At 65.1% G+C, this 12192-nt stretch carries 14 protein-coding genes; 8 read left to right on the plus strand and 6 right to left on the minus strand.

What is annotated here, in order from left to right:
* Positions 1-47: 47 nt before the first annotated feature.
* The 3 genes from JHD82_RS06435 (at position 48) to JHD82_RS06445 (ending at position 3367) form a co-directional block, all read left to right on the plus strand.
* Complete coding sequence (locus JHD82_RS06435) at positions 48-356, plus strand: hypothetical protein (protein ID WP_199135760.1); 309 nt, start codon at positions 48-50, stop codon at positions 354-356.
* A gap of 122 nt (positions 357-478) precedes the next feature.
* Positions 479-934 (plus strand): hypothetical protein, encoded by a 456-nt coding sequence (locus JHD82_RS06440; protein WP_199135761.1) that lies wholly within the window; start codon positions 479-481, stop codon positions 932-934.
* Positions 935-1174: 240 nt separating this feature from the next.
* Positions 1175-3367 (plus strand): TonB-dependent receptor domain-containing protein, encoded by a 2193-nt coding sequence (locus JHD82_RS06445; protein WP_199135762.1) that lies wholly within the window; start codon positions 1175-1177, stop codon positions 3365-3367.
* Positions 3368-3413: 46 nt separating this feature from the next.
* Here JHD82_RS06445 and JHD82_RS06450 read toward each other — a convergent pair whose 3' ends face one another.
* Positions 3414-4475 carry a site-specific integrase gene (locus JHD82_RS06450; protein ID WP_199135763.1) on the minus strand — a complete coding sequence of 354 codons (1062 nt, stop codon included), beginning with the start codon at positions 4473-4475 and terminating at the stop codon, positions 3414-3416.
* A gap of 282 nt (positions 4476-4757) precedes the next feature.
* Positions 4758-5627, minus strand: a complete 870-nt coding sequence (locus JHD82_RS06455) for a pirin family protein (protein WP_199135764.1) — start codon at positions 5625-5627, stop codon at positions 4758-4760.
* Positions 5628-5760: 133 nt separating this feature from the next.
* On the opposite strand from JHD82_RS06455, the gene JHD82_RS06460 reads away from it, so the two are divergent.
* Both JHD82_RS06460 and JHD82_RS06465 read left to right on the plus strand, forming a co-directional pair.
* Positions 5761-5937: a hypothetical protein gene (locus JHD82_RS06460; protein ID WP_199135765.1), complete on the plus strand. Its 177-nt coding sequence runs from the start codon at positions 5761-5763 to the stop codon at positions 5935-5937.
* A gap of 80 nt (positions 5938-6017) precedes the next feature.
* Positions 6018-6971: an AEC family transporter gene (locus JHD82_RS06465; protein ID WP_199135766.1), complete on the plus strand. Its 954-nt coding sequence runs from the start codon at positions 6018-6020 to the stop codon at positions 6969-6971.
* 37 nt (positions 6972-7008) lie between these two features.
* On the opposite strand, the gene pdxH is transcribed toward JHD82_RS06465, so the two are convergent.
* Positions 7009-7656: a pyridoxamine 5'-phosphate oxidase gene (gene pdxH / locus JHD82_RS06470; RefSeq protein WP_012205769.1), complete on the minus strand. Its 648-nt coding sequence runs from the start codon at positions 7654-7656 to the stop codon at positions 7009-7011.
* 52 nt (positions 7657-7708) lie between these two features.
* Between pdxH and JHD82_RS06475 the strand changes: the two genes are divergently transcribed.
* Complete coding sequence (locus JHD82_RS06475) at positions 7709-8281, plus strand: NTP transferase domain-containing protein (protein WP_199135767.1); 573 nt, start codon at positions 7709-7711, stop codon at positions 8279-8281.
* A gap of 11 nt (positions 8282-8292) precedes the next feature.
* Here the strand turns inward: JHD82_RS06475 and JHD82_RS06480 are convergent, their stop codons facing one another.
* Together JHD82_RS06480 and JHD82_RS06485 are read right to left on the minus strand one after the other, a co-directional pair.
* On the minus strand, positions 8293-8931 hold the full coding sequence (locus JHD82_RS06480; protein WP_013802272.1) for a superoxide dismutase family protein: 639 nt from the start codon (positions 8929-8931) through the stop codon (positions 8293-8295).
* Positions 8932-9066: 135 nt separating this feature from the next.
* A complete protein-coding gene (locus JHD82_RS06485; RefSeq protein ID WP_199135768.1) occupies positions 9067-9693 on the minus strand; it encodes a gamma-glutamylcyclotransferase in 627 nt (208 codons plus the stop codon).
* 239 nt (positions 9694-9932) lie between these two features.
* On the opposite strand from JHD82_RS06485, the gene JHD82_RS06490 reads away from it, so the two are divergent.
* Positions 9933-10457 (plus strand): OmpA family protein, encoded by a 525-nt coding sequence (locus tag JHD82_RS06490; RefSeq protein WP_013802274.1) that lies wholly within the window; start codon positions 9933-9935, stop codon positions 10455-10457.
* 87 nt (positions 10458-10544) lie between these two features.
* Here the strand turns inward: JHD82_RS06490 and gloA are convergent, their stop codons facing one another.
* Complete coding sequence (gene gloA / locus JHD82_RS06495; protein ID WP_233174643.1) at positions 10545-10994, minus strand: lactoylglutathione lyase; 450 nt, start codon at positions 10992-10994, stop codon at positions 10545-10547.
* A gap of 333 nt (positions 10995-11327) precedes the next feature.
* Between gloA and JHD82_RS06500 the strand changes: the two genes are divergently transcribed.
* Entirely contained in the window at positions 11328-11984 is a 657-nt protein-coding gene (locus tag JHD82_RS06500; RefSeq protein ID WP_012205763.1) for a response regulator transcription factor, read from the plus strand.
* Positions 11985-12192 lie beyond the last annotated feature (208 nt).

Genomic DNA, 12192 nt, shown 5'->3' on the forward strand with positions numbered 1-12192 from the left:
ATCGCCTTGGCCCCTTTCTTCTCTTGCATAGTTCTTCAGGATTTCGCATGACCCTTGCACCGTTGCGCTCCGTTTCCTTGATCCTGGCCGCTGTCTTCCTGGCCGCAGCAGCCCAGGCACATGACCACGACCACGCGAAAGCCCAGGCGGACGCCAAGGCACAGGGCGCCTCGGCGCCGCTCGATGCCCATGCCCGGGCCGACATGGAACGCCATCGCGCCATGGCCAAGGCCCACGAAGCCGCCGCGCAGTGCCTGGCCGCCGGCCGCGACCATGAACAATGCCAAAAGCAACTGCAGGCCGATTGCAAGGGCCTGGCGCTGGGCAAGTTCTGCGGCATGCGCCATGCGCATTGAGTGTGTTCCTGCCCGCCGTGTGGCGCCGTGAGCAATCGCCAGTCTTTGTGACGGGATGGTGAAACCTGCCCCGCAAATTGGCGCATACACTCTGCGCTGCCCATCCAGCCCCTGATCCCTCCATGCCCTTGCAACCCCCGGAACGTCACTTGCCAGCGCAGGCCTCAAGGCTTGCGTTGCGCGGCGCCGTGCCGGGTCGGGCCTGGCTGGTGGCCTGGCTGCTGGTCTGCTCCATTGCCCTGGCGCCGCTGCTGGGCCAGATGCACCGCGTGGTACACGCGGGCGGCCTGGCCGCAGCCACGCTCCATGGCCCGGTGGAGGTGGTTGCCACTTCCTGCAATGCACCCGTCGATTGGGTCCATGCGCTGTTCTCGAGCCACGGCCCGGCGGATTGCCAACTGCTGGACCAGTTGCACGAAGGCATGGCGGGGCCGCCATCCGCCGTGGTTTTGCCGCCTTTCTGGGGCGAGCAGGCCGAACCCGTCCAGCCGGTCATCGTGCGCGATGGCCGCATGCTGGCGGCCTTCTTCGATGCGCGGGGTCCCCCGCATCCCATCACTGTCTACCTGGCGGCTTGAATCTCCGGGACTGGCGCTGCATGCGCCTGCCCTGCACAGCCGTTTGGCCGCGCCTTGCTTCATTGATCGCAACAAGGCGCCGCTCCCAGGTCCGGCAGTTCCTTGAATGCATATCCGATCGGATGGCCGCATGCGCCTGCAGGGCGCGCCGTGGCCGTCCGCTTCCGACGCCATTTTTTGCAGCGCCCGGATTTCCACGCCCCGCAGGGACGTGGCCGGCCGCTGCCGGGAAGACCAGTGATGAGAGTGACAACAAAGCAATACCACCAGGACGCCAAGGCGCAGGGGGAGAGGACGAAACTGCGCCCGCTGCTGCAGCAACTGCTGCTGGCAGGCGTGCTGGGCCCGGCGACGGGCGGCCTGGCCATGGCGGCAGAGCCTGCCGACCCCGTACCCTCTGCAGGACCCGCAGCCGCAGCTGCCGCCGAGGCGGGCGCGCCGCGCAGTGATGCCCCCGTGCTCAATGAGGTGACGGTCAAGGCCAGCGGCCTGGGCCTGACCTCGGCCGACATGTCCACGCCGGCCACGGTGCTGGAAGGCGACGTGCTCACGCTGCGCCAGGCCGCCACGCTGGGCGAGACGCTGGACGGCGAGCCCGGCATCCATGCCAGCCATTTCGGCGCAGGCGCAAGCCGGCCCATCATCCGCGGCATGGACGGCCCGCGCGTGCAAATCCTCAGCGATGGCTCCGAGCTGCACGATGCCTCCACCATCAGCCCTGACCATGCCGTGGCCAGCGAGCCCATGCTGGCCACGCAGATCGAGGTGCTGCGCGGCCCCTCTGCGCTGATCTACGGCGGCGGTGGCGCCATGGGCGGCGTGGTCAACATTCTGGACGACAAGATTCCCACGTCCATTCCCAGGAACGGCATCACGGGCTCGGCTCAGCTGCGCGGCAGCACGGGCGCGGGCGAGACGGCGGGCGCTTTCTCGCTGACGGGCGGCGCCGGCCAGCTGGCCATCCACGCCGAGGGCATGGCGCGCGATGCCGGCGACTACCGCGTGGGCAGCGGCTGGGCGCCCAACGGCCAGTCCCAGGGGCGCGTGGCGGGCAGCTTCAACCGCACGGACACGGGCAGCCTGGGCCTGTCCTGGATCGGCACGCAAGGCTACCTGGGCCTGGCCTACACGCGCCAGACCGCGCGCTATGGCCTGCCGGGCCACAACCACAGCTTCGAGGGCTGCCACACCCATGGCGACCATCTGCACTGCGGCGGACATGACCACGGCGACGAGGATGGACATGACCACGGCGGCGATGACCACGACCATGGCAGCGTGCCGGTGGTCGATCTCACCAGCGAGCGCTGGGATCTGCGCGGCGAATGGCGCAATCCGACGGCTGGCATCGCGGCGCTGCGCGTGCGCGGTGGCTGGACCGACTATCGCCATGACGAGATCGAAGGCGGCCAGGTCTCGACCACGTTCAAGAACCGCGCCCATGACCTGCGCGTGGAGGCAGACCTGGAGCCCATCGCCGGCTGGCGCGGCGTCATCGGCCTGCAGACCGTGCAGCGCAAGTTCAGCGCCGAGGGTGAGGAAGCCTATGTGCAGCCCACCGAAACCCGCCGCAACAGCATCTACCTGCTGGAGGAATACCGCTGGCAGGACTGGCGCTGGCAGGCTGCGCTGCGCCACGAGCGCCAGACCGTGGACGCCCAGCAAAGCGGCATCTCGCGCAGCCACAGCGGCACATCGTTCTCGCTGGGCTCGGTGTGGAAGTTCACCCCGGGCTACAGCCTCTCGGCTTCGCTGACGCAGGGCAACCGCCTGCCCACGGCCGAGGAGCTGTACGCCAACGGCCTGCACATGGCGACTTCCACCTACGAGCGCGGCAATGCCGACCTCAAGCGCGAACGCTCGCAGGCGCTGGACATCGGCCTGCGCAAGACGGCAGGCGACACCACGTTCAGCGTCAATGCCTTCCACCATCGCGTCAAGGGCTACATCTACGGCGCCACGCTGGACGAGCATGACGGCCTGCAACTGCTGCAGTACACCCAGGCCGATGCGCGCTTCACCGGCGTGGAGGGCCAGGTGCGCCAGAAGCTGTCGCGCCAGTGGGGCGTGACCCTGTTCGGTGACGCCGTGCGTGCGCGGCTGGAAGACGGCTCCGCCTTGCCGCGCATCCCCGCGGCGCGCGTGGGCCTGCGCGTGGACACCTTCTACAAGGGCTGGGATGCCCAGGCCGAATGGGTGCAGGTGCTGCGCCAGAACCGTGTCACCGCCTATGAGACCGAGACGGACGGCTACGGCATGCTCAACGTCTCTGCCAGCTACACGCTGCGCACCTCGGGTGGCATGCCCTGGCAGTTCTTCATCAAGGGCAACAACCTGACCAACCGCCTGGCCTTCGCCCACACCTCGTTCATCAAGAACGCTGCGCCGCTGATGGGGCGCAATATCACCGTGGGCGTGAAGGTGTCGTTCTAAGAACGCACTCCAGGGCGAACTGCCCGCTGCGCACCAGCGCCGTCTGCTACAGGTAATGCTGCAGATGGCGCAGGGCGCGCGCGCTGTCAACGCCTATCCACTGCACGACTTCGGTCTCGGCACGGCCCGCGCGCAGCCACTGCACGATGGCCGTGTTGCGCAGCACCTGCGGGCCGACACGGTGCAGCGGCGCCTGCTGCGCCGAAGCAGGCTGCGCGGCATGGGCACGCTGTATCAGCTGTGAAGCCACATGGAACAGCACGCGCACCGACAGCGGCTGCCCCTCACGCGAATAAAAGACCGTGGCATCGGGTTGAACGGCCTCCGGCCCGCGCTGGCCGGCGCTGAAGCCTTTCCAGTCCTGCAGCGCTTTTCCCACCGTTTCCGACAGATCCAGCGTGCGCTGCTGCGCGGCGCGTGCGCCATCGATATGCAATTGACAGGGAAGGCCATCGCCTGGTCCGGCGCATTGCACATCGCGCCAGCACAGGCCGCGCACCTCCTCGGGCGCCAGCGCCAGTTCGTACAGCAGCAGCAAGATGGCGCGGTCGCGCGCCGACTGAAAGCCGTCGGCCATCGGTATGTGGCGGGGCAGGGCATTCCACAGCGGCGCGGGAAGGCAATGGCCCTGGCCGTCTTCGGCAGGTGGGCGTTCCTGCGGCGCCAGCCCTGCGGCGGGATTGGCGCTGACCCAGCCGTGGTCCAGCGCATGGTCGTAAATGCGTTCCAGCAATCGCCAGTAGCGCCTGCGCGTGACCTCGCTGATGCGGCGGCCGGGCTGGTGGCCCGACAACTGGCCTTCGCGCGGGCGCAGGAAATTCTGGACATCAACGGCGGTGGCCTGTTGCCAGGCGCGGGCCTTCGCCTTGACTTTCCCCTTCGGCGTGGCGGGGGAGGGGGGACCTTCTTTGGCTGACATGCCGGCATCGCCCAGGCTGCGCAGCCAGGCACGCCATACCTTTTCGTAGCCGCTGTCGGGTGCCGTGTCCAGGGCATCCCAGCCCTTGGCGCCCTCGGTTTCCAGCCAATGCCGGAACAGGGCCAGCCCGTCGGGGACAGTGGACGGCGGCTTGCCGGCAGCGGGTGCCTGAGATGGTGATGAAGTCATGGGCGTTGAGAACAAAACGAGTCAACCAATGGAGTTGTTCAATGTAACTTACATGAAATCAAGTGGCAACCTTGTTATCGACTGATGAACACCAGTGGCGACAAGTCGCCAGAAAAAGGGCCGTTCGGCTTGGATTCGAGTCCTTGGCACGTCTCTAGAGTGTGTTGTGCACTTTCAAGCACCTGCGCCGGCTCTGCGCGCTGGTGATCGCAAGCGCTGATCCAGGAGATGCAAGGGGAGGGCAGAAGGCGGCCCCTGTCTTCAGGACAGGGACCGCAGCGGTCAAGCCGCCATGCGCCCGAATCGGCCAGCGTTGAAGTCGGCAATGGCCTCGCGGATCTCGGCCTCGCTGTTCATCACGAACGGGCCGTGGCCCACCACGGGCTCTGCAATGGGCTCGCCCTCCAGCCACAGCACGGTGGCGTCGTTGTTGGCCTCCAGGCGCACCAGATCAGCCTCGCGATCGAAGTGCACCAGCTGGCCTTCGCGAACAACCTCGCCGTCGTTGACCAGCACCGTGCCATGCAGCACGACCAGGGCCAGCGTATGTCCGGGCTTGGCGCGCAGCTCGGTGGTGCTGCCGGCTTTCAGGCGCAGATCCCAGACATTGATGGGCGTGAAGGTGCGCGCCGGCCCCTGGCTGTTGCCAAAGGCTCCGGCAATCACCCGCACCCGGCCCGAGCCGCCTGGCAGTTCCACGGACGGGATCTGTCCATCCACCAGGGTCTGGTAGCCAGGCGCAACCGACTTGTCCTTGGCGGGCAGGTTCACCCACAGCTGCACCATCTCCAGCCGCCCGCCGCGTTCGGTGAACGCATGGGAATGGAATTCCTCATGCAGGATGCCCGCGCCAGCCGTCATCCACTGCACGTCGCCAGGGCCGATCAGCCCGCCAGCACCGGTCGAGTCACGGTGCTCGACTTCGCCCTCATAGACGATGGTCACGGTCTCGAAGCCGCGGTGTGGATGCACGCCCACGCCGCGAGGCTGGGCAGCCGGCTCGAAGTTGGCGGGGCCTGCGTGGTCCAACAGCAGAAAGGGGCTCAGAGCCGCACCATGGTTGCCATAGCTGAACAGCGAGCGCACGGGAAAGCCGTCGCCCACCCAATGGGCACGGGGAGCGCTGTAGACGCCGAGCATCTTCTTGAGCATTTGCTTCTCCTTGGGAATCATGGCTGCCGCAGCGTTAGCGCCAGCCATTTTTTGCACATGGGAGAATCTTAGAATTTGAACGATGAATGCGGTAGATAGCAAAATTTGCCTTCATCGTTCTGGATAAAGAACAATGACCATGCTGCGTGTGCTGGCCCAAAGGGCGCAGTGCCTGGTCGTCCTGCCAGGCTGGGAGCTGCACCGCGAGCTGATCCATGTGGTGTGCGCATCCCGGCGCGGGCAATTGCCCGCCGTGCGGCTGTTCATCGACCATCTGGCCCAGGCCTTCGAGGCCCTGGAAGAAGCCTGAACGAGGCAGGGCCGGGCCTGCGGCGCATAATCTGCGCGCGCCGCCAGCCTGCGCAGGCGCAGCTTCCCGATCCCGCTTCAGTGAACTCTCCCGTCTTTGCCTCCCTCATCCCCGTCATTCTTTGCATTGGTGCAGGCTTTCTCGCCGCCCGCCTGGGCTGGGTGCGGGCCGCCGCCATCAAGGATTTGTCCAACCTCGTTTTCCTGGTGCTCACGCCGGCGCTGCTGTTCCGCACCATGGGCGCGGTGCGCGTGCAGGAGCTGGACTTTCAGCCAGTGGCGCTGTATTTCCTGGCGACTGCACTGATCTTCGGGGTGTCCATGGTCCTGGGCGGTTTTTCCACGCGTTCGGCCGCGCGGGGGCTGGCCAATATGTTCAGCAACACCGTCATGATCGGCGTGCCGCTGGTGGGGCTGGTCTACGGGGAGGGCGGTCTGGTGACGCTGTTCACCCTCGTTTCGCTGCACGCGCTGATTCTGCTCACGGCGGCCACCATCGTGTTCGAGCTGGCCGAGGCCCGCGAGCACCAGCGGTCGGGCCAGAGCGCGCCGCGCCCCATGTGGCGCACGGTGCTGCAGGCCGTGCGCAACGGCATCGTCCATCCTGTGCCGCTGCCCATACTCGCCGGCCTGCTGTTCGCACAGACCGGGCTGGCTCTTCCGGGGGTGGTGGATCGCTCCCTGCAGGTCTTGGGCCAGGCGCTGGGACCCATGGCGCTGCTGCTGGTGGGGGTGACCCTGGCCTATACCAAGGTGGGCCAGAACCTGCGCGAGGCCGTGGGCATCGCGCTGGTCAAGAACCTGGTGCATCCGCTGCTGTTGCTTGCGCTGGCCTGGACCTTCGGTCTGGGCGGCCTGCCGGTGGCCGTGATGTTCACGGCGGCGGCACTGCCCGTGGGGGCCAACGTGTTCCTGTTCACACAGCGCTATGGCGTGATGCAGGAGGAGGTGTCCGCCAGCATTGCGGTATCCACGGCGCTGGCCCTGCTTACCGTGCCGCTGATGCTGTGGCTGGCCCAGCGTCTGCTGGGCTGACGGGTTTCAGCAGGAGCAGCGCCAGCAATACGGGGGATCAGGGCGCCAGGCGCTGGCGCAGCCAGGTTCCAGCTTCCAGCTGGTAGCAAAGGCGGTCGTGCAGCCGGCTCTTGCGGCCTTGCCAGAATTCCCAGCGTTCGGGCACCAGCCTGAATCCACCCCAGTGCGGAGGGCGCGGCGGGTTCAGCAGGAATTGCGCGCCGTACTTGGCCGCATTGGCCACCAGGACGCTGCGGCCGCTGATGACCTGGCTTTGCGGACTGGCCCAGGCACCGATGCGCGAGTCCAGCGGGCGGCTGTTGAAGTAGGCGTCGCTCTCGGCATCGCTGACCTTTTCCACGCGGCCCTCGATGCGCACCACGCGCTCAAGCTCCACCCAGTGGAACTGCAGCGCTGCAAACGGATTGCCCGCCAGTTGCTGGCCCTTGCGGCTGTCGTAGTTGGTGTACCAGACCAGGCCGCGCTCGTCATAGCCCTTGATGAGCACGATGCGCGTGCTGGGCCGCAGGTCGCCGCCCACGGTGGCCAGCGTCATGGCATTGGGCTCGGGCACCTGGGCGCTCAGGGCTTCCTGCAGCCATTGGTCAAACTGCTGCAGCGGATCGGCCAGGGAGGCCGATTCGCTCAGTTCCGCGCGCTCGTAGCTTTTGCGCAGATCGGCGATCGAGGTGGAAATGCTGCTCATGGCCAGCATTGTGCCTGCGCCCAGCCTCTCAATTGCTGCGCTAGAGTTGCGCATGCTCACAGACTTCAAAGACCGCCCTTGCGTGCTCATCCTTGCTTCGGGTCGCGGCGAGCGTTTCCGTGCCTCGGGCGGCACCCTGCACAAGCTGTCCGCACCGCTGGGCGGCAGCACGGTGCTCGATCACACGCTGGCCGCCGTGCGCGCCAGCGGTCTGCCCTGGCACCTGGAGGATGCAGGCCACCCGGGCATGGGTGACTCGCTGGCCGCCGCCGTGCGCGCCACGGCAGATGCGCCGGGCTGGCTGGTGTTGCCAGCCGACCTGCCGCTGGTGAGCCCGCAGACGCTGCTGAAAGTGGCCGATGCGCTGCGCAGCGGAGCGCAGGCGGCGCAGCCCATCCATGCAGGCCAATGGGGGCATCCCGTAGGTTTTGGGGCGGCCTGCGGCGAGGCGCTCATGGCGTTGAGTGGCGAGAAGGGCGGTGCGCCTGTGCTGAAGGCGCTGCGCGAGGCCGGAGATGTGGTCCAGTTGGAGGTGGACGATGCCGGCGTGCTCACCGACATCGACACCCTGGACGATCTGGCGCGGGCAGAGTTGGTGCTGCAGGCGCGCCTGAAGTTGATCTGAGCCCTGCCCAATCAACCGCGCGTGATCACCGCACAGGCCAGGCGCGCCCCCGAATTGCCGGTGGGTTGCGTGGTGTAGTCGTCCGGGTCCTTGTGCACGATCAGTCCGCGGCCCACCACGCTGTTGGGGCCCTGGTCCAATGCAAGGCCGCGCGACACGAAGTCGATGCTTGCCATGCCTTGCGCATCGGATCGCAGGCTGGGCAGGTCACCCGTGTGATGGGTCGACGAATCGAAGCGGCCATGGGCCTGGCCGGTCGGGTTGAAGTGGCCGCCCGCGCTCAGGCCGTCAGGGCTGGAGCAATCGCCTTTTTCATGGACGTGAAAGCCGTGCTCGCTGTTCGGCGCCAGCCCCTGCACCGAGCCTTGCACGCGCACGCTGCCATCGGCCTGTGCCGTGAACTGCAGGCTGCCGCTGACCTTGCTGCCTTGCGTGGGCTGCAGCTGGGCCATGGCCACATTGCGGGAGGCGGGCGCTGTCGTGACGGCTGCCGGGGTCGAGGCGGAGGCTGCGGCAGGAGGCTTGGGCTGGCTGCCACAGGCGCCCAGGGCCAGCACCATGCCGGCAGCCATCAACAGCTTCACGGCGGTGGACGGGGTGGAGGGCTGCGAAGTGGCGGCGTGGCTGGATTGGGAAGCGTTCAAAGGCATGGCGGCAATCTCCTGGTTGGAATGGGAACTGAAAAAGTCACGGGGGCGCATGGCGCGCAGCCGCCATCATGCAGCGTGCGATACGGCGGCCATGTCGGAGAGCGCAGCGTTCTGTGGCCGTGCGCGGCGATGGCGTCAAACAGAGCCTTGCCGCGGGCCTGCGTCGGGCTGGCCTGCGTAGCTGAGCAGGCGCTGGAGCGCGCGGTCACGGATGCCCAGGCGCTTGAGCTCATCGAAGGTTGCGCGCGCATAGTCATGCGTGCTGCCATAGATGCCCTTGGCCTCGCTGAAGATGCGGCGATAGTCTTCGGGCGCCAGCTCGCCCGTGTGATTGGGGCTTTGACGGGACAGCGTGAACGCCAGGGCCTGGACCGTGCCCTGTCCGGTGCGGCAGGGCAGCCAGCGTGGGTCATAGACGGCATTGGCCATCTCGCGCTGCCACAGCTTTCTCATGACGTCATGGCCGTGGTGCCGGGGAATGCGGAACACCATGCCCTGGCAGCTGCCACCGGACAGCATGCCAAAGACCAAGCCAGGGTTCTGGGGCGTGCCGCGGTTGATGGTGCTCCACATCTTCAGCGCCCGATGCCAGCCAAAGACACGCGCCGTGCGGCGTTCGCAGAAATCGAAATCCGGCCGCCAGATCAGCGAGCCGTAGCCAAAGATCCAGAGGTCATCGCTCCCGCCCCATCGGTGCAGCGCCTCGTCCAGCATGGGCTGTGACTCTCGGCGGGCGAATGAAAATTCTGGCAGGGCGGACATGGGCGCGACAGCATGAAAGAACAATGACGTTTTAACGCCTGGACGCCCAAACGGTGCACAAGCGCGTGCTTTGCCCTTGCAGGGCTGATCTTCTGTCTCCGCCGCACCACAGTTTTTGCCGGCCGTCAGTGCGGGGTTTGGGCGTGGCGCGGGGCCCTCGACGGTGGCCCTCTACAATCCACCGGTTTTTCGCAGTCTTTCTGGTTTTCATCCAACAGCTCATTCACGGAGAGTGCTTCATGTCCTTCAGTCATTCCGACGACGACAGCCAACAACGTTTTGCCCTGGGTTTCCTGTTCGCGCTGATTGCGCTCGTCGTCTCCACGGTCGTTGGCGTCGTCGTCTACCAGCGCGGCATTGCGCATGGCCCGGCGAAGATGGCAGGCGGCGCTTCCCCTGTGGCAGCAATGGTGCCCGTGGTCTTGGAGGAAGATGTGGCCCGCGTCGTTGTCGAAAACGGCGTGGTCAAGTTCTACTTCGCATCGGCCAAGGCCGAGCTGGCCGTGGGCGCCAATGAAGCGCTGGCCGACGTGGTCGCCGGTGTGAAGGGCGGCAAGCGCGCCGTGATCTCGGGCTACCACGACGCCACGGGCAGCGCCGAACTCAACGCCGAGCTGGCCAAGAAGCGCGCCCTGGCAGTCCAGGCCGCCCTGTCCGCGCTGGGCGTGGCTGAGGAAAAGGTCGAGCTGAAGAAGCCCGAGCAGCTGCAGGCTGACGGCAGCAACGCCGAAGCCCGCCGCGTGGAAGTGATCCTGGTGGACTGAGCCTCAGCCTTGCCGCTGTAAACGGCCAAAAAGAAAAGGCCCGGAGCGATTGACGCTCCGGGCCTTTTCTTTTGATGGCTGCGTGGATCAGGAATTGCGCAGCGGGTCGAACTTCGCGCCACTGTCAGGCTGGGTCCCGGCATGGGCTCGCGAATTCTCTTGTATGAGTTCGATCTTGTAGCCGTCCGGATCCGTCACAAAGGCAATCACCGTGGTGCCGCCTTTGACGGGGCCTGCCTCGCGCGTCACGTTGCCGCCGGACGCCTTGATCTTCTCGCAGGCGGCATACGCGTCCGGCACGCCAATGGCGATGTGACCGTAGGCCGAGCCCATGTCATAGGACTCGGTGCCCCAGTTGTAGGTCAGCTCGATCTCGGCCTGGGTCGGGTTGCCGCCCTCGAAGCCCAGGAAGGCCAGGGAGTATTTGTACTCCGGGTTCTCGGAGGTCCGCAGCAGCTGCATGCCAAGAACCTGTGTGTAGAAATCGATGGAGCGCTGAAAGTTGCCAACGCGCAGCATGGTGTGGAGTATTCGCATCCCTCGATTGTGCCGGGATTCCGCCATCTCTTCAGCTGCCCGCCAAGCGCCGCAGTGATCCCATCGCGCACAGGTCTGGCGCCTTCCCGCAGATCGGGCGCTTCAGATCCCGACGGCATCTGGCCCGAATCCATTCAACCATTGATTCAACTGTCTGTTGAATTCCAGGAGTGGATCCTAGGACTGGTACCCGATTTTTCGCCATTAAATCTTGCAAATCAGACAAATCTTAGATTTTTGGATTGAAAAATCAGACAAATCCAATTAAATCCTAGTAGTCGGCTGTCTAGAATAGGAATGTTCTTCGTGCGAATTATCTTAATTTTTTGAGTCATGAAAAATTTCGTCTTGCGGATATTAATTGCCGATGACCATCCGGCAGTTCTGGCAGGCATAGAAAGTGTTTTGGAGGACAAGCATGAAATAGAGATTGTGGGTCGAGCAAAAAACTCCACGGAAATCATAAGCTTTCTGAAGAAAAACGAATGTGATGTGCTGGTGACTGATTACTCCATGCCCGGTGGAGCCTACGGTGATGGTCTGGTGATGCTGAATGTCATTCGTAAAAGATTTCCAAGTGTCAAGATCGTCATGCTCACAATGATAGAGAATATTGGAATCATCAAATCTCTTACCAACCAAGGAATCTACAGAATTGTCCATAAAACGGATTCTTTGGGAAGTCTGCTGCCCGCCATCTACGCTGCATACACGGATGGTCAATTCATATCTCCCAGTGCAAGCAAGCTGCTGGGAGGAGAATGGCTGGGCGCGGTGCGTACATCGATAGAGCTCTCAAAACGGGAAGAAGAGGTTCTGCTTCTTTTCATCTCTGGCATGACGGTGTCCGAGATAGCAAAAAAACTCTATCGCAGTATCAAGACGGTCAGCACGCACAAGGTGGCTGTCATGAACAAGCTGGGTATACGCAAGGACATTGATCTCATTCGCTATGGAATTGAGATGGGCTGGATTGACGTCAGAAAATAGGTGCAGAAACTGTCTCTTATACACATCTGACGCTGCCGACGAAATGCGAACAGTGTAGATGTCGGTGGTGGGCGTGGGATTGAGAGGGGGGGGGGGGGGGGGGGGGGGGGGGGGGGGGGGGGGGGGGGGGGGGGGGGGGGGGGGGGGGGGGGGGGGGGGGGGGGGGGGGGGGGGGGGGGGGGGGGGGGGGGGGGGGGGGGGGGGGGGG

The organism is Delftia sp. ASV31, assembly GCF_016428765.1.
In the GTDB taxonomy this organism is placed as follows: domain Bacteria; phylum Pseudomonadota; class Gammaproteobacteria; order Burkholderiales; family Burkholderiaceae_C; genus Comamonas; species Comamonas acidovorans.